The organism is Rathayibacter rhapontici (genome assembly GCF_001995175.1).
Taxonomy (GTDB): domain Bacteria; phylum Actinomycetota; class Actinomycetes; order Actinomycetales; family Microbacteriaceae; genus Rathayibacter.
The window spans coordinates 18659-38762 of sequence record NZ_MUKN01000020.1 but is presented as its reverse complement, the minus strand read 5'-3'; the positions used below and the strand labels follow the sequence as shown (position 1 = coordinate 38762).

Genomic DNA, 20104 nt, shown 5'->3' with positions numbered 1-20104 from the left:
GAGCACGGGCCGGTGAATAGGCTGGTCGGATGTCCCTCCCCGGTCTCGACTTCCGCCACTTCCCCGCCGCACTGACCGCCGAGGGCGGTCCCGACGCCGCCACCCGCGCCTGGGGCACCGCGATCAACGCGGGGTTCCACGAGAAGGAGTACTCGGCCGAGCAGTGGCGTGACTGGGCCGAGCACATGGTCGCCGACCAGCGCTTCCTGACCGCGGTGCACGACTCCGACGCCCCCGAGGGCCTCGACGGCGCGGCGGTGCCCGTCGCCACGTACGCCGCGTTCCCCGGCACGCTGCAGGTCGGCCGTGGCCGCGAGCTCCCGGCGCACCTCGTCTCGCAGGTGACCGTGCGGGCGACCCACCGGCGCCGCGGGATCCTGCGCGCCATGATCACCGACGACCTCGACCGCGCCCGCGAGGCCGGCGCCGCCGTCGCGCTGCTGACCGCCAGCGAGGCCTCCATCTACCGCCGCTTCGGCTTCGGCCGCTCCGCCTTCACCCGCTCGATCCGCGTCGACACCGGTCCGCGCTTCGCCCTGCAGGTCGAGCCGGCCGGACGCGTCGAGGTCGTCTCGACCCCGTGGCTGCAGTCGCGGGTCGAGGAGGTCTTCGCGGCGTTCCACGCGCGCACCCCGGGGTCCATCACGCGCCAGTCGCGTGCCGCGGGCAACGCGGTCGGCATGGAGACGGGCGAGACCGTGTCGGGACCCTCCGTCCGCTCGGCCGTGCACCTGGACTCCGAGGGCGTGCTCGACGGCTACGTCACCTACCGCGCCACCGGGCCGGACGACGACGACCGCACCCTCGCGGTCGTCGACCTCGTCGCCGCGACGGAGGACGCGTACCTCGGCCTCTGGGGCTTCCTCGGCGCCGTCGACCTCGCGTCAACCGTCACGTGGGACATGGCTCCGCTCGACGACCCGCTCACCTGGGCGCTGCGCGACGCGCGCGTGGTGCAGGTGACCACGGTCTCCGACCTGATCTGGACCCGGGTCCTCGATGTCGCGGCGGCGTTCGGCGCGCGTCCCTGGACGACCGACGGCGAGCTGGTGATCGCGGTGCGGGACGCCCTCGGGCTCGTCGACGGCGGCTACCGCATCACGGTCGACGGCGGGGAAGGGCGCGTCGAGCGCACCGACGCGGCCGCGGTGCTCGAGCTCGACGTCGCCGACCTCGGCACGCTGCTGCTCGGCTCGGCCCGCCCGTCGACGCTCGCCCGCGCGGGCGCCGTGGTGCTGGCTCCGGAGGACCGCGAGCGAGTCGACCGCTTCTTCGCGCCGGTCGCGGAGCCGTACTGCATCTCGTTCTTCTGATCCGGCAGGGCGTTCGGAGCCGCAGAGCTGAGGCTGAGAGCCGGAACCGGGCCGCGACCGCCCCAGTCGGAACGCTGAGCCTTACTTCTGCAGGCCTCGCGACTCGCAGGCTCCTCCGGGCGTCCCCGCATGCGGCGTCGGTCATGCTGGAGGACCCCCCAACCTGGAGGTCCGCGTGGGTGCATCCGTGATCGTCGACGTCATCGTCGTGCTGAGCCTGATCGGCGCGCTGGTCGACGGCCTGCGCCGCGGGTTCCTCCGCACCGCCGGCGGACTCGCGGGCATCGTCGCCGGCGCGATCGGCGCCTCCTTCGCGGTGCCCGCCGTCTCGGCCTGGGCCGCCGGGAGCGAGTGGCGCATGCTGGCCGTGATCGGCACCGCGGTGCTCTGCCTCGGCATCGGCTACGCGATCGGCGCCTCCATCGGCGCCGCGTTCGGCCGCGGGGCCGACAAGGTGAAGCTCGGCGTGCTCGATCGGCTCGCCGGAGGAGTCGCGGGCGTCGCGATCTCGGGTCTCGTCTGGATCGCGATCACCTCGGCCGTCTCGCTCCTGGGCGTGCCGCTCGTGACCACCTCCGTCGCGGGCTCCACGGTCATCCGCACCATCGACGACCTGACTCCGGATCCCGTGCGCGGCTTCCTCGCGCAGCTCCAGTCGACGGTCGTCGACGAGGGCACGTCGTGGATCGTCGAGGCGATCGACGCTCCGACGCAGGCGCCGAGCATCGCCGACGTCGCCACCGACGACCCCGAGGTGGCGACCGCCTCCGACTCCGTCGTGCGGGTCTCGGGCACGGCCTGGGCCTGCGACGTCGGAGTGACGGGCAGCGGCTTCGTCGTGTCGGACGACCGCGTGGTCACCAACGCGCACGTCGTCGCCGGAGTGTCGGAGCCGGTCGTCGAGGCACCGGGCGAGCCGCCGCGCACCGGCCGGGTCGTCTACGTCGACGCCGCCGCCGACCTGGCGGTCGTCGCGGTCGACGGCCTGTCCGCCGCTCCGCTCGCGCTCGACGACGCCGTCGCCGCGGGCGACGACGCGGTGGTCGCCGGCTACCCCTTCGGCGGGCCGCTGACGCTCGGATCGGCGCAGGTCTCCTCCGACGCCACCGTGTCGCTGATGGTCGACGGCGCACCCACCTCGCGCGAGGTGCTGACGCTCGCGGCCGTCGTCAACCAGGGCAACTCCGGCGGCCCGCTGCTCTCGCTCGAGGGCACGGTCTCGGGGGTCGTGTTCGGCAAGGCGGCGTCGGTGGACAACGTGGGCTACGCGATCCCGCTGTCGGTGCTGTCGCCGGTGGCCGCCGAGGCGCCGTCGCTGAGCGCGGCGGTCGACCCCGGAGCCTGCGTCTCGCGCTGAGAGTCAGTCGAGGGGACCGCGGGTGAGCACGAGGTCCAGGCCGTCGAGCCGCAGCACCTCGTCCGAGGCGCCGGGGCCCTCGAGGTAGGCCGTGACCGCGGGGTCGACCGGGAAACGGGCCGACTCCTGGATCGCGATCGCGACGATCCCCTCCGAGGCCGGATCGGTCGTGTACCGGTCGCCGAGGTACGGGACGTAGACGCCCGAGGACATTCCCTGCACGAGCACCAGGCCCTCGTCGAGACCGCACTCGCGGAGGGCGTCGGCGACGCGCGCGACTCCGGTCGGCCGCTCCTGCAGCACCCCGAGCGTCGAGACGGCCCCGATGACGACGGAGGCGGCCAGCAGGACCGCCCCGACCCCGCGGGCGACCCGGGGCGGCAGGGAGAGGCGCCCGCGCAGTGCCTCCGCGACGCCCACTCCGGCGAGCGCGCAGAGCAGCCACGCCCAGACCGCGTAGTAGTGCGGCAGGGCGACCGAGCTGATCGCCAGGTGGAAGACGAGCAGCAGCGCCGTCGCCGAGCCGAGATAGAGCACGAGCGCGCGCTGCCGTGGCGCGATCAGCGCCAGGAGCACCCCGGCGAGCAGCACGGCGAGCGCCGGGACTCCGAGCCCCACCGCCGTGAACCAGAGGTTCGCCCACCACGGGGGGAAGGCGTAGGCGGCGCCGGCCACGTCGATCAGGTGCCCGTCGGCGTTGTGCTCGGACTGGAACTCGACCAGGTACCGGATCGCCTCCACCGGATGCACGGGCAGGTAGGCGAGCACGGCGGCGACGAGGAAGGCGGCGGAGAAGCCCGCGGCGCCGAGCCACGCGCGCCGGCGACTCCGCCGGCCGACCATCAGCAGCGGGATCAGCACGACCGGCGCGAGCACCGCGGTCGTGAGCTTCGACGTGACCGAGAGGGCGAGGAGCGCGCCGGCGAGCGGCATCAGCCAGGGTCGCGCGCCCTCGCGCCGGGCCCAGGCCCACGCGGCCGCCATCGCGGCGACGGCGAACAGGATCATGAACGGCTCGAGGATCGCGAACCGGTCGATCCGCCCCGGCCCGCCCGCGCTCGAGCGGGGGAGGAGGAGGAAGAGGCCGGCCGGGATCAGGGCGAGCACGAAGCCGAGCTCGCGCTTCAGCCAGAACCAGAGGATCGCGCCGGTGAGGAACGTCGCGGCCGCGGCCGCGAGGCGGCCGGCGAGGAGCCCCTCGCCCAGGAGGAGCTGCGCGACGCCGAGCACGTACTTGGCGGTCGGCGGGTGCTCCAGGTTCGCGCTCACGTCGCCGTGGAGGTAGTCCCAGCCGGCGGAGAGGTAGACGGGCTCGTCCGAGTTCACGTTCGCGGCGCTCAGGTTCCCGAAGCACTGCACGAGACCCCAGAGGACGGTCACGAGGAGAGCCGCCCACTTCATCCGGCGATCCTATGCGCTGTGTGCGGCAGCCGAGAGGTCGCGGGAGGCCTCCCGGCGGCCGGTCCGCGGCGCCGCCTCCCGGCCGGGGCCGCGCGGGCGGCGGCCGGTAGGATCGACGCGCATCCCCCGCCCCCTCTCCAGGAGCCTCGAGCACATGGCACAGAGCCGCATCGCCGTCCCCGACACCACCGCGAACGCGGAGGCGACTCCCGAGAAGGAGCAGCCCTACGCGGCTCTCGGCCTCAAGCCCGACGAGTACGCGAGCATCCGCGAGATCCTCGGCCGGCGCCCCACGAGCGGCGAGCTGGCGATGTACTCGGTGATGTGGAGCGAGCACTGCTCCTACAAGTCGTCGAAGATGTACCTCCGCCAGTTCGGGCAGAAGGTCTCCCCCGCCATGAAGAAGAACCTCATGGTCGGCATGGGCGAGAACGCCGGAGTGGTCGACGTCGGCGAGGGCTGGGCCGTCACCTTCAAGATCGAGAGCCACAACCACCCGAGCTACATCGAGCCGTTCCAGGGCGCGGCGACCGGAGTGGGCGGCATCGTCCGCGACATCATCTCGATGGGCGCGCGGCCCGTCGCGGTCATGGACGCGCTGCGCTTCGGAGCGATCGACGACCCCGACACGGCGCGCGTCGTGCACGGCGTGGTCGCCGGCATCTCCTTCTACGGCAACTGCCTCGGCCTGCCGAACATCGGCGGCGAGACCTACTTCGACTCCGTCTACCAGGGCAACCCGCTCGTGAACGCCCTCGCGGTCGGAGTGCTGCGCCACGAGGACCTGCACCTCGCGAACGCCCGCGGAGTCGGCAACAAGGTCGTGCTCTTCGGGGCGCGCACGGGCGGCGACGGCATCGGCGGCGCGTCGATCCTCGCCTCCGACACCTTCGCCGACGGCGGACCGACCAAGCGCCCGGCCGTCCAGGTCGGCGACCCGTTCGCCGAGAAGGTGCTCATCGAGTGCTGCCTCGAGCTGTTCCGCGGCGATCTCGTCGAGGGCATCCAGGACCTCGGAGCGGCCGGCATCTCGTGCGCGACCTCCGAGCTCGCCTCCAATGGCGACGGCGGCATGTTCATCGAGCTCGACTCGGTGCTGCTGCGCGACCCCTCGCTCACGGCCGAGGAGATCCTCATGTCGGAGTCGCAGGAGCGCATGATGGCGGTCGTGACGCCCGAGAAGCTCGACGCGTTCCTCGAGGTCGTCGGCAAGTGGGACGTCGAGACCAGCGTGCTCGGCGAGGTCACCGACTCCGGCCGCCTGATCATCAACTGGCACGGCGAGGAGATCGTCAACGTCGACCCGCGCACCGTCGCGGTCGACGGACCGGTCTACGAGCGGCCCCTCGAGTACCCGGCCTGGCTCGACGCGCTGCAGGCCGACTCGTCCTCGCGCCTGCCCCGGAAGTCGTCCGGAGACGGGCTGCGCGCCGAGACCCTCGCGCTGCTGGGTTCGGCGAACCTCGCCGACAAGAGCTGGATCACCTCGCAGTACGACCGCTACGTGCTCGGCAACACCGCGCTCAGCTACCCCGACGACGGCGGCATGGTCCGCGTCGACGAGGAGTCGGGCCTCGGCTTCGCCGTCGCGACCGACGCCAACGGCCGCTGGTGCCAGCTCGACCCGGCGCAGGGCGCCCGCCTCGCGCTGGCGGAGGCGTACCGCAACGTCGCCGTCACCGGCGCCTCCCCCGTCGCCGTCTCGGACTGCCTCAACTTCGGCAGCCCCGAGAACCCCGAGGTCATGTGGCAGTTCCGCGAGGCGGTCACCGCCCTCGCCGACGCCTGCCTCGAGCTCGAGATCCCCGTCACCGGCGGCAACGTCTCGTTCTACAACCAGACCGGCGACGTGCCGATCTTCCCGACCCCGGTCGTCGGCGTGCTCGGCGTGATCGACGACGTCGCGCGCCGCATCCCCTCGGGCTGGCAGGACGAGGGCGACAACGTCTACCTCCTGGGCACGACCCGCGACGAGCTCGACGGCTCGGCCTGGGCCGGCACCGTGCACGACCACCTGGGCGGCCTGCCGCCCGAGCTCGACCTCGGCCAGGAGAAGGCCCTCGCCGAGCTGATCGCGGCGGGCGCGCGGGAGTCGCTCATCGCCTCCGCCCACGACCTCGCCGACGGCGGGCTCGTGGTCGCCGTCGCCGAGTCGGCGCTGCGCTTCGGCGTGGGTGTGCGGATCTGGCTCGACGAGCTGATGGAGCGCGACGGGGTCGACGCGACCGCGGCGCTCTTCTCGGAGTCGACCGGCCGCGTGCTGGTGTCGGTGCCGCGCGAGGACGACGTGAAGTTCCGCGGGCTGTGCGAGGGGCGCGGGTACCCCGTGCTGCGCATCGGCGTGACGGACGCGGCGACTCCGGCCGTCGAGGTGCAGGGGCTGTTCACGCTGCCGCTCGCGGAGCTGCGCACGGTGAACAGCGCGGTGCTGCCGAAGCACTTCGCCTGATTCCGGCGGCGCTTCCGCAGAAGTCGCGGTGAGCGCGCGCGGTTCCGCCGACTTCCGGAGGATCGCCGCGCGGGCTCCTGCTGGCTCGCTTCCGCAGAAGCTGCGGTAACGGCGCGCGCTTCCCGCAACTTCTGGAGGATGGGCGCGCACTCCGGGCCGCCGCCCGGCGCGCTTCGCCAGAAGTTGCGGTGAACGCTCGCGCTTCCCGCAACTTCTGGAGGATCGCGGCGTCTCCTAGGTCGTCGAGTCCGCTGTCCAAGAGTCGTCGTACTGGGGCTCGAGTACGACGACTTCGGAGGACTCGAGGGCCGCAGGACGACGCGCGTAATCCCGCCCGCTCGCTTCCTCAGAAGTTGCGGTGAACGCTCGCGCTTCCCGCAACTTCTGGAGGATCGCCGCGTCTCCGAGCACGTCGCCCGTCCGCTGTCCAAGAGTCGTCGCACTGGGGCTCGAGTACGACGACTTCGGAGGACTCGAGGGCGGCAGGACGACGCACGGACTCCTGCCCGCTCGGGGCCGCCGCCCGGCGCGCTTCGCCAATAGTTGCGGTGAGTACTCACGCTTCCCGCAACTTTTGGAGGAGGGGCGCGCAGGAGGGTTCCGTTATTACGGAATAGTTGCAAGAATGGAGGCATGACCTCCCGCGACCTCGCCGCCGAGCTCGACGAGCTCCGCGCCCGTCTCGACCGGCTCGAGGCGGGCGGAGCCGTCGCTCCCGTCCCCGGACCCCCGCACGACGACCCGCTCTGGGCGATCACGGCCCTCCGCGACCGGCTCCCCCCTCCCGGCGGCGTCGTCTTCGCGGGCTCCGTCGGCACTCCGGCCGGCCCCGTCGAGTGGCAGTACGGGCTCACGACCGACGCGTTCTTCGAGCGCGACTGGGGCGCCAGCCCCGGCCCCGCCGCGCTCGCGGCCCTCGGCAGTCCGGTGCGCCTGCGGTTCCTCCAGGCCGTCGCGGGCGGAGTCGAGACGGTCGCGCAGCTCGCCGAGAGCGAGGGCGCCGGCACCACCGGCCAGATCTACCACCACGTCAACCAGCTCGTCGCGGCGGGCTGGCTCGAAGCGCGCGGCCGCGGACGCTACGGCGTCCCTCCGGAGCGACTCGTCCCGCTGCTGGTGATCCTGCTCGCCGCCGGAGGCCCCCGATGACGCGCCGCACCCGTGTCGTCGTGGCCGCCGCGGCCGCCGCCGCGGTCCTCGCCGCCGGCGTGCTCCTCCGCCCGCCGACCCCGTCCCTCTCCCCCGAGGCGACCGGGGACGCGGAGCTCGCCACCTGGATCGCCGAGCACCTCGGCGACGGCGTCCGCGACGAGATCGTGGCCGCGGTCGTCACTCCGGAGGGCGTGCGCTTCGCCGGCTTCGGCGCGGACGAGAGGACCGAGGTCGAGATCGGCTCGGTCACCAAGACGATGACCGCGCTCCTGCTCGCGCAGAGCGCCGCCTCGGGCACCGTCGCTCTTGAGGACCGGGCCGCCGATCACGCCGACGTCGGCGGCTTCGACGGCACCCTCGAGGAGCTCGCGACGCACACGTCCGGGCTGCCGCGCCTGTCGAGCGGACTCGGCACGATCGGACGCTCGCTGCTCTCGCAGCTGCGGGGAACCGATCCCTACGCGGGCTACTCCGCCGACGACGTGCTGCGCCACGCGGCCGACGCGTCGAGTGTCGACGAGCCGTTCCTCTACTCGAACCTGGGCGCCGCGGTGCTCGGCCAGACCCTCGCGAGGGCGGAGGGGAGCGACTACGCCGATCTCGTGCAGGAGCGGATCCTCACACCGCTGGGCATGGCGGACAGCCGCGTCCCGACGACCGCCGACGGCCTCGGCCCCGACGCACCGACCGGCTACGCCGCGAGCGGCCGCTCCGTCGACGCCTGGGCGATGGGCGGCTACGCCCCGGCCGGAGGCGTGCGCTCGACGGCCGCCGACATGGCCCGCTACGCGCAGGCGCTGCTCACCGACGATCCGGCTCTCGGAGTCGCAGCCGACGAAGTGCTCGCTCCTCGCCACGACGCCGGCGGATCCGATCGCGTCGGCCTCGCGTGGTTCACGTCCGAGGCGGCCGACGGCCGCGAGACGACGTGGCACGACGGAGGCACGTCCGGCTACTCCACGATGCTCGCGATGGACCGCGAGCGCGGAGTCGCCGTCTTCGTGAACGGCAGCACCGCCACCTCGGTCGACGACGTCGGCCTGGACCTGCTCGCCCACGTCCTGGAGGAGGGGTCGTGATCCTCGCCACGCTCGTCGCACTCGTCATCGGCGTCTACGTCGTCGGACGCACCGCTCTGGCCGCGGTGCCGCTGCCCCGGTTCGGGACGCTCCTCGCCCGCGACCGCTTCCGCCTGCTCTCGCACCTGGTCGACGCGGCGCTCGTGCTCGCGCTCGTCCGGGTCTTCGCCGACTGGACCGCGGTGACGCTCGCTCCGTGGTTCGCGCTGGTCGCGGTGACCGCGGCCGCTGTCGCCGGAGCCGCCCTGCGCTGGGAGTCGCTGCCCTGGCTCGCCGAGGGCGAGAAGGCCGGCCGGCGCGGAGTGGGGTTCGCCGCGTCCGTCGCGGTGACGGCGGTGCTCCTGGGCCTCGTCGCGGCCTGACGACACCGCGCGGCGGTCAGTCCTCCTGCTCGGGCAGCGGGCTCGGAGCGTCGTTGTCGAGGACGCGGCCGTTCTGGTCGCCGACGCTCAGCACGGCCGACGGGCTCAGGTTGAGCGTGTCGCCGGCGTAGAGCGAGTCGATGCCCACTCCGTCGCGGCGCGCCGAGTTGAGCGCGTCGAGGAACTCGGGGCTGACGCAGAAGCGCTCGGCGATCTCGGCGCTGATGTCGCCCCCGGCGACGAGATAGGAGGCGGGGCTCCCGTCGGTCGCGGTCGTGACGGCGCCGGTCGCACCGGTCTTGGGACCGCTGTCCCGGACGGACTCGAGGTCGACGTCGCCGATCGATCCCGACGGCGCGGCGGCGGCCGAGGCGCAGGATCCCGTCGACGGCGTCGATCCGGAGGCGCCCGCCAGGGGGACCGGCGCGAGCACCTCGCTCGGGACGGGGCGCGGAGCGGCGGCGGGCTCCGTCGTCGCGGCCGGAGTCTCGGCCGGAGCGCTCGGGCTCGGGGCCGGCGACGTGCACCCGGCCAGCAGGAGCGTCGAGGAGAGGGCGATCAGGATGCGCTGGGTCGTCGTCTGCCGTGCCACCCGGCGACTCTAACGCGGCCGAGCCCGCCGCCGCCGCCGCGCGGCCGGCGCATTGACCTCCGCCAACGCTGAATGCCATGACGAGCCCCTGTTGGACACGGGGGCCGGGGCGGCGTGGGATGGGAGCATGCAGTACACGAATCTCGGCCGCACCGGCCTGTCCGTCTCCCGCGCCGTCCTCGGCACCATGAACTTCGGACCCGAGACCAGCGAGCCCGACTCGTTCGCGATCATGGACCGGGCGCAGGAGCTGGGAGTCAACTTCTTCGACACCGCGAACGTCTACGGCGGCGACGGGAACCGCGGCGGCACCGAGGAGATCGTCGGACGCTGGTTCGCGCAGGGCGGCGAGCGCCGCGAGCGCACCGTCCTGGCGACCAAGGTCTACGGCGACATGGAGCAGTACGCGGCGCCCGGCGCCGAGCGCGGCCGCGACTCCTGGCCCAACGGCGGCCGCCTGTCGGCCCTCAGCATCCGCCGCGCCCTCGACGACAGCCTGCGCCGCCTGCAGACCGACCACATCGACCTCTACCAGTTCCACCACGTCGACCGCTCGACGCCGTGGGACGAGATCTGGCAGGCGATGGACGTCGCCGTGCAGCAGGGCAAGGTCCTCTACGTCGCTCGAGCAACTTCGCCGGCTGGCACATCGCCCAGGCGCAGGAGGCGGCCCGATCGCGGCACTTCACCGGCCTCGCGTCGGAGCAGTCGATCTACAACCTGCTCACCCGCGACATCGAGCGCGAGGTGCTGCCGGCCGCGCTGCACTACGGGCTCGGCGTGATCCCCTGGTCGCCGCTGCAGGGCGGGCTGCTGGGCGGAGTGATCGAGAAGACGGAGTCGGGCAGCCGTCGGAACGCCGGCCGCTCGGCCGAGGCGATCGAGAAGAACCGCCCGGCGCTCGAGCAGTACGAGGCGTTCGCCCGCGAGCGCGGCGTCGCCCCGGGAGAGCTGGCGCTCGCGTGGCTCCTGCACCAGCCCGGCGTGACCGGACCGATCACGGGCCCGCGCACTATGGAGCAGCTCGAGAGCGCGGTCGCGTCGGTCGACGTGGCGCTCGACTCCGACGACCTGGCCCGCCTCGACGAGATCTTCCCCGGGCACCGCACGGCGCCCGAGGACTACGCCTGGTGACCCCGGTCCCCGTCTCCCACTCCGCACTCCCCCCGAACGAAGAGGACTCATGAAGCAGCGCGCACTCGGCGACATCACCGTCGGCGCGATCGGCCTCGGCGGCATGCCGATGTCGATCGAGGGCCGGCCCGACCGCGACCGGTCGATCGCCACGATCCACGCGGCACTCGACGCCGGCGTCACCCTGGTCGACACCGCCGACGCCTACCACCTGGGCGGCGAGGACGACCTCGGCCACAACGAGCTGCTGATCGCCGAGGCGCTGCGGGGCTACGGCGGCGACACCTCCGGAGTGCTCGTCGCCACGAAGGGCGGGCACCTGCGCCCCGAGCCCGGCGTGTGGACGCAGGACGGGCGTCCCGAGCACCTGAAGGAGGCGGCCCGCGCGTCCGCGCAGCGTCTCGGGGTCGAGGCGATCGGGCTCTACCAGTACCACCGGCCCGACCCGGCGGTGCCGTACGCCGACTCGATCGGAGCGCTCGTCGAGCTGCTCGACGAGGGCGTCATCGTGCGCGCCGGCATCTCGAACGCCGACCCGGCGCAGATCCGGGAGGCGCACGGGATCCTCGGCGGTCGCCTCGTCTCGGTGCAGAACCAGTTCTCGCCGTCGTTCCGCTCGAGCGAGCCGGAGCTCGAGCTCTGCGCGGAGCTGGGCATCGCGTTCCTGCCGTGGAGCCCGCTGGGCGGGATCTCGTCGGCCGCTGAGCTGGGCTCGCGCTACTCGGCGTTCGCCGACGTCGCCGAGGCGCACGGAGTCTCGCCGCAGGTGGTCTGCCTGGCGTGGGAGCTGGCGAAGGCGCCGATCGTGCTGCCGATCCCGGGCTCGTCGCGTCCCGAGAGCATCCGCGACTCGGCCACGGCGGCCGACCTGGAGCTGACCCCGGAGGAGCTCGCGTCGCTCGACTGAGCGCCGGGCGGGGTCTCGATACGCCCCTCCGCGGCTACTCGACCAGCAGCAGGGCGGAGCTACTCGACCAGCAGGGAGCACTCGCTGATCGAGTAGCCCGCGCAGCGGGCGTATCGAGATCCACCACCGCCGGACCCGCGGGTCTCGATACGCCCCTCCGGGGCCACTCGACCAGCAGCAGGGCGGCGCTACTCGACCGGCACCGCCGACGGCGACGGCAGCGCCGACACGAAGGCGCGGGCCGCCGCGGTCGGCCGCTCCGGAACCGCCACCATCGTGCGCCAGACGAGCAGCGGATCCTCGAGCGGCACCGCGGTCAGCGCCTCGGGGCGCTTCTCGGCGAAGTGCGCCGGCACCACCGCGACGCCCATGCCGTAGCCGACCAGATCGAGCAGCGTGTGCACGTCGTTCACCTCGAGCTCGACCTCGAACCCGAGCCCGTGCTCGGCGAACGCCTGCGCGGCCAAGTGGCTCGCACCCCAGTGCCCCTGCAGCCCCACGATCGTCTCGCCGACGAGATCGGGCACGCGGCACACCGCGCGGTCGGCGAGCGGATGATCGGGGTGCGCCAGGACCGCGAAGCCCTCGCTCGCGAGCGGCAGGGTCCGCACGCCCGCGGGCGTCGCTCCGATGTCGGCGACGAGCGCCAGATCGAGCGACCGGCGGCCACCGCCTCGAGCAGCGCGCCGGATCCGTCGTGCGTCAGCCGCAGCGCCACTCCGGGGTGCTCGCCTCGGAAGGTCGCGAGCTCGCGCGGCAGGTGCACGCCGCCCAGGCACTCCTCCGTGCCGACCGCGAGGCTCCCCCGCAGCACGCCCTGCACCGCCCGCACCGCATCCCGCGCGGCGAGAGCGCTCGCCACCGACCGCTCCGACTCCTCGAGCATCGCCCGGCCGGCGGGCGTCAGCTCCACGCGCCGGGTGCTGCGGGTGAACAGCGGACTGCCCAGCTCGCTCTCGAGCGCGCGGATGGAGGCCGAGAGCCCGGACTGCGAGATCTGCAGCGCGCTCGCGGCGCGGGTGAAGTGCTGCTCCTTCGCCACGGCGAGGAAGTGTTCGAGCTGACGCAGTTCCATGGGTCCATCTTCGCCGCGCGCGGGGGCCGGCGGGGACCGCGGGCTCAGACCGGCGTCGAGACCGCGATCACGACTCCTGTGAGGGACGAGCGGAGCCGCTCGAGACTCTGGCCGTCGGAGTCGCCGTCGAGGAGGGACTGCTTCACGGCGCCCTCGTAGCTCGCCAGCACGAGCCGGACCCCGGCGGTGGGCTCGAGCGCGAAGTCCCGGCCGACCTCCCGCAGAGCCGAGCCGATGATGTCGACGAGGGAGGCGTCGAAGCGCGCCCGGAACCCGCTGTAGCGCGTCGCGATGGCGGGGTCGCGCAGGGCCAGCAGCTCGAACTCGGCCTGCACGAGGCACCAGCGGCGGTCGTCGTCGAAGGGGCCGTGCAGGAAGTCGAGCACCACCGCGCCCAGCGCCTCTGCGGTCAGCGGCTCGGCGGTGCCGGCGAGCTTGGGCAGCGTGCGGCCCATCTGCTCGACGAGCCCGGCGAGGCGGGCGCCGTTCTCGCGCTCCATCAGGGCGAAGAACAGCTCCTCCTTGCTCGTGAAGTTCGAGTAGAACGCGCCGCGCGTGAAGCCGGCCCGCTCCGACACCTGCTCGACCGAGGCCGAGTGCACTCCGGTCTCGGCGAACACGTCGTAGGCCGCGTCGAGCAGCCGCTCGCGGGTGCGGCTGCGTCGGGAGGACTGCTCGGGAGCGTCGATCACCGTCATTCCTGGATCCTCTCCGAGAGCTGTCAAGGGGCGTTGAGCGGAATCACTGTATCGGATACGTTCCTGTATCGGATACATTCGTGTATCGGGTACACCGTCGTATCGTCCTCCTCCCCCTCGATCATCAGGAGACCGCGTGTCGTCGCTGCTCTACCGACTCGGGCGATGGGTCTACCAGGCCCACCGTCTCGTCGCCGTCCTCTGGCTGGCCGTCGTCGTGCTCGCGGGCGGCGGCGCCGTGCTGCTGAACCAGGGCACCGACAACAGCTTCTCGATCCCGGGCACCGAGTCGCAGACCGCGCTCGACCAGCTCGAGCGCACGTTCCCGCAGGTCAGCGGCACCTCCGCGCGCTACGTCGTCGTCGCTCCGGACGGCGGCGGCGTCGAGGACGCGGACATCACCGGGCCGGTGGCCGACGCCGTCGCGGCGCTCACCGGCATCGAGGGCGTCGCGGCGGTCACCGACCCCTACTCCGACACCGTCGAGGGCACGATCTCGGACGAGGGGAACGCCCTCGTCATCACCGCGCAGATGGAGGGCTCCGCGACCACCACCTCCGAGGAGTCCCGAGAGGCCCTCCAGGCCGAGGCGACGACCCTTGAGGAGGCGCTGCCCGCCGGCTCCGTCGTGTCGCTCGGCGGCGACCTCTTCTCGCAGAACCTGCCCGGAGTGACGCTCACCGAGGCCATCGGCCTCATCGTCGCCCTCGTGGTCCTGGTCCTGACCTTCGGCTCGTTCCTGGCCGCCGGCATGCCGCTCGTCACCGCACTGCTCGGCGTCGCGCTCTCGATGTCGGCCATCTTCATCGCGACCCGCTTCGCGTCGATCTCGTCGACGACTCCGCTGCTCGCCCTGATGCTCGGGCTCGCAGTCGGGATCGACTACGCCCTCTTCATCATCAGCCGCCACCAGGACCAGCTGAAGCAGGGCATGCACCCGGAGGAGTCGACCGCGCGCTCGGTCGCGACCGCCGGCTCCGCGGTGGTCTTCGCCGGCCTCACGGTGATCATCGCACTGGTCGGTCTGTCGGTCGCGAACATCCCGTTCCTGACGACCATGGGCATCGCGGCGGCGGGCGGAGTCGCGATCGCGGTGGTCATCGCGCTCACCCTCACTCCGGCGCTGCTCGGATTCGCCGGCGAGCGCCTGCGCCCGAAGGAGCGGCGCGCGAAGAAGAAGGCGACCGCGAAGCAGGTCGCCGGAGCCCACGCCGATACCGATGTCGAGCCCGACGCGGCTCCCGCCTCGCCGGGCACGCACGCGCACGCCGAGGTCCCGCGGGGCTTCTTCCGCGGCTGGGTCCGCGCCGTCACCCGGTTCCCGATCGTCACGATCATCGCCGTCATCGGCGTGCTCGGAGTCGCGAGCATCCCGGCGCTGAGCCTGCGCCTCGCGTTGCCGGACGCCGGCTACCAGGCCGAGGGCACGCCCGCCCGCGACACGTACGACCTGCTCGCCGAGAACTTCGGCGACGGCTACAACGGCCCCCTCATCGTCACCGGCACCATCATCGGCTCGACCGACCCGCTGGGCCTGATGGCCGACCTCAAGACCGAGATCGAGGGCCTCGACGGCGTCGCCTCCGTGCCGCTGGCCACTCCCAACGAGACCGCCGACACCGGGATCATCCAGGTGATCCCCGAGGGCGGACCGGACTCGGAGGAGACCAAGGCGCTGGTCGCCGAGATCCGCGACAGGCACGACTACTTCCAGGAGGAGTACGGCGTCGACCTCGCGGTGACCGGCCAGACCGCCGTCGGCATCGACATCTCGGACACGCTCGCGAACGCCCTGCTGCCGTTCGGCATCCTGGTCGTCGGCCTGTCGCTGGTCCTGCTGACGATGGTGTTCCGCTCGCTGTGGGTGCCGCTGAAGGCGACGCTGGGCTACCTGCTGTCGGTCGGAGCGTCGTTCGGCGCCGTCGCCGCGGTCTTCGAGTGGGGCTGGTTCGCCGACGCCCTGCACGTCGACAAGACGGGCCCGATCATCAGCTTCATGCCGATCATCCTGATGGGCGTGCTGTTCGGGCTCGCGATGGACTACGAGGTGTTCCTCGTCTCGCGGATGCGCGAGGACTACGTCCACGGGCGCTCGGCGCGGACCGCGGTGGAGTCGGGCTTCGTCGGCTCGGCGAAGGTCGTCACGGCGGCCGCGGTCATCATGTTCTCGGTCTTCGCGGCGTTCGTGCCCGAGGGCGACACCAACATCAAGCCGATCGCGCTGGGCCTGGCCGTGGGCGTGTTCGTCGACGCCTTCATCGTCCGGATGACGCTGGTCCCGGCGGTCCTGCACCTGCTCGGCGACCGCGCGTGGCACATGCCCCGCTGGCTCGACCGCCTCCTCCCCTCCTTCGACGTGGAGGGCGAGGGCCTGACGAAGGAGCTCGCGCTCGCCGAGTGGCCCGAGCCCGGAGCGACCGACGCGATCGCCGCCGACGGCCTCTCGCTCGACGGTCCCGACGGACCGCTCTACCGCGACGTCGCCGTGCGGGTGCCGGCCGGAGCGGCGCTCGTCGTGCACGGACCGCACCGCTCGGGACGCACCGCCCTGCTGCTGACGCTGGCGGGCCGGCTGGCCCCCGACTCCGGTCGCCTGAAGGTCGACGGACTCGTCGTGCCGATCCGCGCCTCCGCGGTGCGCGGCCGGGTCGGCCTCGTGCGCCTGGCCGGCGCCGCCGATCCGATCGAGGAGGTGCGCGCGGCGCTCTCGACGCACCCGGCGCTCCTCGTGCTCGACGACGTCGACGCGGTCACCGATCCGCGGCTGCGCGACGACCTGCGGGCCGAGCTCGACGGCGCCCGGGCGCACGCGCTCGAGCACGAGCGCCCGTTCACCGTCGTCGCCTCGGCCGTCGAGCCCGACGCGCTCGACGACCTCCTCCCCTCCGACCGCGACGTGCGCGCGGTCCCGACTGCGGCATCCGACCGCGCGATCGCAAAGGTCCTCTGACAGATGGCTCTCTTCTCCCTCGAGCGTCCCCGCGGCGCCAAGAAGGTGTCCTGGTTCACCCTCCTCGGGATCGTCCTGGTCCCCCTCGCCATCGGCGGGCTGCTCGTCTGGGCCCTGTGGGACCCGACCCAGCGCCTCGACCAGGTCACGGCCGCGGTCGTGAACGAGGACACCCCGGTCGACCTCAACGGGCAGACCGTGCCGCTCGGGCGCCAGCTCGCGGCGGGGCTGGTCACGGGCGGCACCGAGGAGACGCCGACCGCGTCCCCCACTCCGGTGGCGAACGTCTCGGGCTCCGACTCGACCTCGAACTTCACCTGGGTCCTCACCGACAAGGACGACGCCGCCCAGGGACTGGCCGACGGCTCCTACGCCACCGTCGTCACCATCCCCTCGAACTTCTCAGCGGCAGCGACCTCGTACGCGGGCGACGCGGCGGCGGCGACCAAGGCCACCATCGACATCGCCACGAGCGACAAGGCGAAGCTCGTCGACGACGCGATCTCGGCGACGGTCACGAGCACCGCGACGTCCCTCCTGAACACGCAGCTCACCACCGCGTACCTCGAGAACGTCTACGTCGGCTTCAACAACTTGAACGAGCAGATCGGCCAGGCGGCCGAGGGCGCGGGCACGCTCGCCGACGGAGCGACCGAGCTCGGCACGGGCGCCTCCTCGCTCGCCGACGGCACCAGCTCCCTCGCCGACGGCATCGACGAGCTGTCGACCGGCGCGTCGGCGCTGTCCGAAGGAGTCGCGCAGCTGGGCACCGGCGCGTCCGACCTGTCGAGCGGAGTGGCGCAGCTGGGCACGGGCACGTCGGCGCTGTCGGGCGGAGTGGCGCAGCTCGCCACCGGCGCCCGCGACTCGGCGACGGGCGCCGCGCAGCTGGGCACCGGAGCGACCGCGGTCGCCGACGGGCTCGACCAGCTGAGCGCGAGCACCGTCACGATCGGCGAGAGCACCCAGCAGATCGCGCAGCTCTCGGGCGGCGCGGCGCAGTCGACCGCGGGGACCTTCGCGGCGCTGCAGCAGGCGCTCGAGGCTGCGCCGACCCGCAGTGCCTGGCCGCGAGCGGCATCGTCGCGAACGCCCTCACCGCCGCCGACGGCCCGGTCGCACTGACCGCGACGGCGGCGGGAGCGACGCAGGCGCTCGATGCGGGCATCCGCGTCGGCACCCCCGAGGCGCCCTCGCTCGTCGTGGGCACGCAGCAGGCCGCGGGCGGCGCCCGCCAGGTCGCGACCGGAGTCACGTCGCTCTCGACCGGCCTCGGACAGCTCGCCAACGGAGCCGACCAGACCGCGACCGGAGCGGCCCAGCTCTCGACCGGAGCCTCGGCGGCCGCGACCGGTGCCGCTCAGCTGGCGACCGGCGCGACCTCGGCCGCCGACGGCGCCGCCGAGCTCGCGACCGGCGCCTCCTCGGCCGCCGACGGAGCGGACCAGCTCGCCGAAGGAGCCGTCGGAGTCTCGGACGGAGCCCTGCAGCTCGCCGACGGCACGCGGACCCTGGCCACCGGCCTGGACTCGGCCGTCGCGCAGCTGCCGACCTACACCGAGGCGGAGTCGCAGAACCTGGCCGACGTGGTCGCGGATCCCGTCGAGAACGCGAGCAGCTCCACGTCGCTGTTCGGGGCCTCCTCGGTGCCGTTCTTCACCACGATCGCCCTCTGGCTCGGCGCCCTCGCGTCGTTCCTGGTGCTCGCCGCGTTCTCGCACCGCGCGCTGACCTCGACCCGGTCCTCCGCGGCGCTCGCCCTCTCCTCCTACGCCCCGGCGCTCGGGATCGGGCTCGTGCAGGGCCTCGCCGTCGCGATCGTGATGCAGTTCGTCGCCGATCTCGACGCCGGCGCCTTCGTCGGCTTCGCCCTGCTGTCGATGCTGGTGGGTGCGTCGTTCGCCTCCGTCAACCAGGGCCTCGTGGCGCTGCTGGGCGGAGTGGGGCGCTTCCTCGCGATGCTCGCCGCGGTCATCGGCCTGGGCGCGGGCATCATCTCGACGGTGCCCGGCGTGTTCGAGGACGCCCTCGGGTTCCTGCCGCTGTCGGCCGCGCAGAACGCGCTGTCGGGCGTGGTCGAGAGCACCGGAGGCGTCGGCGGCGCGGTCGTCGGCCTCGTGCTCTGGCTGCTGTTCGGCCTGCTGCTGACGGTCGCCGCGATCGCCCGCCGCCGCGTCACCTCGGTGCGCGCGCTGGGCCGCCCCGCGGAGGCGTAGGCGGCTCGTCGCACGATCTGCAGGGGATCCGCGCGGGAACGCGCTTCCCACCGCGCCGCGGGCGCGGATCCGCCCGGATCCCCTGCAGATCGCACGAGCGCCACTCCGGAGGCTGCACCCTCCCGGTCACTCCTCGTACCATCTGCAGGCATTCCGCCCGGGAACGCGCTTCCCACCGCGCGACCAGCAGGCATCGGAGCCGGATCCCCTGCAGATCGCACGAACGCCTGCAGATCGCACGAGCACCACTCCGCAGGCGGCACCGCAGCCGAGCAGCCCTCGTACCGTCTGCAGGGGATCCGCGCGGGAACGCGCTTCCCACCGCGTCGCGGGACGCGGATCAGCCTGGATCCCCTGCAGATCGCACGAGCGCCTGCAGATCGCACGAGCACCTGCAGATCGCGCAGGCGCCGCTCAGGCCCTCAGGCCTCCGCGCCGTTCGCGATCTGCTCGTGGTGGTGGATGACCTCGGCGACGATGAAGCCCAGGAACTTCTCGGCGAACGCCGGGTCCAGGTGCGACTCCTCGGCCAGCGACCGCAGCCGCGCGATCTGGCGCGCCTCGCGGTCGAGGTCCGCGGCCGGCAGTCCGTGCGCCGCCTTCAGCCGCCCGACCTTCTGCGTGAACTTGAAGCGCTCGGCGAGCAGGTGGATCAGGGCGGCGTCGATGTTGTCGATGCTCTGCCGGATCTGCTCGAGCTCGGCCCGGGCCTCCGACTCCTCGCGCGACGGGTTCTCGGTCATGCGTCCGACCCTAACGGACCCCGTCGACGACGACGCCCCCGCTCCGAGAGGAGCAGGGGCCGTCGTCGGAGCGGATCGTCAGGAGACGATCGTGAGCTCCACGGGGATGTTCCCGCGCGTCGCGTTCGAGTACGGGCACAGCGTGTGCGCCTTCTCGGCGACCTGCTGGGCCTGCTCCGGGCTCGCGTTCGGCACGTGGATGTCGAGCTCGACGGCGAGGCCGAAGCCGCCGTCGTCGTTCTTGCCGATCGAGACGCTCGCCGACACGGCCGCGTCGGTCGTGTCGATCTTCAGCTCCCGGCCGCGCCGTGCAGAGCGCCGAGGAAGCAGGCGGAGTACCCGGCCGCGAACAGCTGCTCGGGGTTGGTGCCGTCCCCGGAGCCGCCGAGCTCCTGGGGCGGGCGGGTGTCGAGGTCGAGGCGGTCGTCCTCGGTGCGGACGTGGCCGTCGCGTCCTCCACCGGAGGCGTGGGCGATAGCGGTGTAGAGAGCTTCCATCCCTCCATCACACCACCCGCCGCCCGTGTGCGAGGTGAACGCCGTATGCACGTCCTCCCAGTGCGCGCTGCCCGCGACCCGAGGATCCCCGGCCCGGTCGCCCGAGTATCCGCCGACGATCCGAGCGCCGGGGCGTCAACCCCCTGACAGCCCCTCCCCGCGCGGTGTGGCCTGGAGGG

At 73.1% G+C, this 20104-nt stretch carries 15 protein-coding genes and 3 pseudogenes; 11 read left to right on the top strand and 7 right to left on the bottom strand.

Going from position 1 to position 20104, the window contains the following annotated elements:
• Positions 1-29 precede the first annotated feature (29 nt).
• Positions 30-1313 carry a GNAT family N-acetyltransferase gene (locus B0T42_RS08315; protein ID WP_077222749.1) on the top strand — a complete coding sequence of 428 codons (1284 nt, stop codon included), beginning with the start codon at positions 30-32 and terminating at the stop codon, positions 1311-1313.
• A gap of 175 nt (positions 1314-1488) precedes the next feature.
• Positions 1489-2670, top strand: coding sequence for a MarP family serine protease (locus B0T42_RS08310; RefSeq protein WP_077222748.1), 1182 nt, complete (start codon positions 1489-1491; stop codon positions 2668-2670).
• Between the two features lie 3 nt (positions 2671-2673).
• Here the strand turns inward: B0T42_RS08310 and B0T42_RS08305 are convergent, their stop codons facing one another.
• Entirely contained in the window at positions 2674-4071 is a 1398-nt protein-coding gene (locus B0T42_RS08305) for a glycosyltransferase family 39 protein (protein WP_077222747.1), read from the bottom strand.
• 154 nt (positions 4072-4225) lie between these two features.
• On the opposite strand from B0T42_RS08305, the gene purL reads away from it, so the two are divergent.
• The 4 genes from purL (at position 4226) to B0T42_RS08285 (ending at position 9113) form a co-directional block, all read left to right on the top strand.
• A complete protein-coding gene (purL, locus tag B0T42_RS08300; protein ID WP_077222746.1) occupies positions 4226-6520 on the top strand; it encodes a phosphoribosylformylglycinamidine synthase subunit PurL in 2295 nt (764 codons plus the stop codon).
• A 633-nt stretch (positions 6521-7153) separates the two neighbouring features.
• A complete protein-coding gene (locus B0T42_RS08295) occupies positions 7154-7669 on the top strand; it encodes a winged helix-turn-helix domain-containing protein (protein WP_077222745.1) in 516 nt (171 codons plus the stop codon).
• The gene (locus B0T42_RS08290; RefSeq protein WP_077222744.1) at positions 7666-8751 is read left to right on the top strand and encodes a serine hydrolase domain-containing protein; all 1086 of its coding nucleotides are present in this window, start codon (positions 7666-7668) and stop codon (positions 8749-8751) included. Before B0T42_RS08295 ends, B0T42_RS08290 begins: the two co-directional genes overlap by 4 nt.
• Entirely contained in the window at positions 8748-9113 is a 366-nt protein-coding gene (locus B0T42_RS08285) for a hypothetical protein (protein WP_077222743.1), read from the top strand. Before B0T42_RS08290 ends, B0T42_RS08285 begins: the two co-directional genes overlap by 4 nt.
• Before the next feature lie 16 nt (positions 9114-9129).
• On the opposite strand, the gene B0T42_RS08280 is transcribed toward B0T42_RS08285, so the two are convergent.
• Entirely contained in the window at positions 9130-9705 is a 576-nt protein-coding gene (locus B0T42_RS08280) for a hypothetical protein (RefSeq protein ID WP_077222742.1), read from the bottom strand.
• A 127-nt stretch (positions 9706-9832) separates the two neighbouring features.
• Between B0T42_RS08280 and B0T42_RS08275 the strand changes: the two are divergent.
• Both B0T42_RS08275 and B0T42_RS08270 read left to right on the top strand, forming a co-directional pair.
• A pseudogene (locus B0T42_RS08275) lies at positions 9833-10839 on the top strand (aldo/keto reductase).
• A gap of 49 nt (positions 10840-10888) precedes the next feature.
• Positions 10889-11746, top strand: coding sequence for an aldo/keto reductase (locus B0T42_RS08270; protein WP_077222741.1), 858 nt, complete (start codon positions 10889-10891; stop codon positions 11744-11746).
• A 188-nt stretch (positions 11747-11934) separates the two neighbouring features.
• On the opposite strand, the gene B0T42_RS21200 is transcribed toward B0T42_RS08270, so the two are convergent.
• From B0T42_RS21200 to B0T42_RS08260, 3 genes and pseudogenes are all read right to left on the bottom strand, one after another.
• On the bottom strand, positions 11935-12357 hold the full coding sequence (locus B0T42_RS21200; RefSeq protein WP_236720180.1) for a LysR family transcriptional regulator substrate-binding protein: 423 nt from the start codon (positions 12355-12357) through the stop codon (positions 11935-11937).
• Positions 12358-12695: 338 nt separating this feature from the next.
• Positions 12696-12821, bottom strand: a pseudogene (locus B0T42_RS21195) (LysR family transcriptional regulator); the annotation flags it as partial.
• 44 nt (positions 12822-12865) lie between these two features.
• On the bottom strand, positions 12866-13519 hold the full coding sequence (locus tag B0T42_RS08260) for a TetR/AcrR family transcriptional regulator (protein ID WP_158078078.1): 654 nt from the start codon (positions 13517-13519) through the stop codon (positions 12866-12868).
• 136 nt (positions 13520-13655) lie between these two features.
• On the opposite strand from B0T42_RS08260, the gene B0T42_RS08255 reads away from it, so the two are divergent.
• The 3 genes from B0T42_RS08255 to B0T42_RS08245 all read left to right on the top strand — a co-directional run bounded on the left by B0T42_RS08255 (position 13656) and on the right by B0T42_RS08245 (position 18685).
• Entirely contained in the window at positions 13656-16469 is a 2814-nt protein-coding gene (locus tag B0T42_RS08255; protein ID WP_077222739.1) for an MMPL family transporter, read from the top strand.
• A 3-nt stretch (positions 16470-16472) separates the two neighbouring features.
• Positions 16473-17594 (top strand): ABC transporter permease, encoded by a 1122-nt coding sequence (locus B0T42_RS08250; RefSeq protein WP_077222738.1) that lies wholly within the window; start codon positions 16473-16475, stop codon positions 17592-17594.
• Positions 17595-17671: 77 nt separating this feature from the next.
• The gene (locus B0T42_RS08245) at positions 17672-18685 is read left to right on the top strand and encodes an ABC-2 transporter permease (RefSeq protein ID WP_077222737.1); all 1014 of its coding nucleotides are present in this window, start codon (positions 17672-17674) and stop codon (positions 18683-18685) included.
• 422 nt (positions 18686-19107) lie between these two features.
• Here B0T42_RS08245 and B0T42_RS08240 read toward each other — a convergent pair whose 3' ends face one another.
• Both B0T42_RS08240 and B0T42_RS08235 read right to left on the bottom strand, forming a co-directional pair.
• Entirely contained in the window at positions 19108-19428 is a 321-nt protein-coding gene (locus B0T42_RS08240) for a chorismate mutase (RefSeq protein WP_077222736.1), read from the bottom strand.
• A gap of 78 nt (positions 19429-19506) precedes the next feature.
• Positions 19507-19925: pseudogene (locus B0T42_RS08235) on the bottom strand (organic hydroperoxide resistance protein).
• Between the last annotated feature and the right edge of the window lie 179 nt (positions 19926-20104).

Bases quoted from the DNA above. Each gene is read 5' to 3' on its own strand.
- purL (WP_077222746.1), top strand. From the start codon at position 4,226: ATGGCACAGAGCCGCATCGCCGTCCCCGACACCACCGCGAACGCGGAG.
- B0T42_RS08270 (WP_077222741.1), top strand. From the start codon at position 10,889: ATGAAGCAGCGCGCACTCGGCGACATCACCGTCGGCGCGATCGGCCTC.
- B0T42_RS08250 (WP_077222738.1), top strand. From the start codon at position 16,473: ATGGCTCTCTTCTCCCTCGAGCGTCCCCGCGGCGCCAAGAAGGTGTCC.
- B0T42_RS08240 (WP_077222736.1), bottom strand. From the start codon at position 19,428: ATGACCGAGAACCCGTCGCGCGAGGAGTCGGAGGCCCGGGCCGAGCTC.
- B0T42_RS08260 (WP_158078078.1), bottom strand. From the start codon at position 13,519: ATGACGGTGATCGACGCTCCCGAGCAGTCCTCCCGACGCAGCCGCACC.
- B0T42_RS08290 (WP_077222744.1), top strand. From the start codon at position 7,666: ATGACGCGCCGCACCCGTGTCGTCGTGGCCGCCGCGGCCGCCGCCGCG.
- B0T42_RS08295 (WP_077222745.1), top strand. From the start codon at position 7,154: ATGACCTCCCGCGACCTCGCCGCCGAGCTCGACGAGCTCCGCGCCCGT.
- B0T42_RS08305 (WP_077222747.1), bottom strand. From the start codon at position 4,071: ATGAAGTGGGCGGCTCTCCTCGTGACCGTCCTCTGGGGTCTCGTGCAG.
- B0T42_RS08315 (WP_077222749.1), top strand. From the start codon at position 30: ATGTCCCTCCCCGGTCTCGACTTCCGCCACTTCCCCGCCGCACTGACC.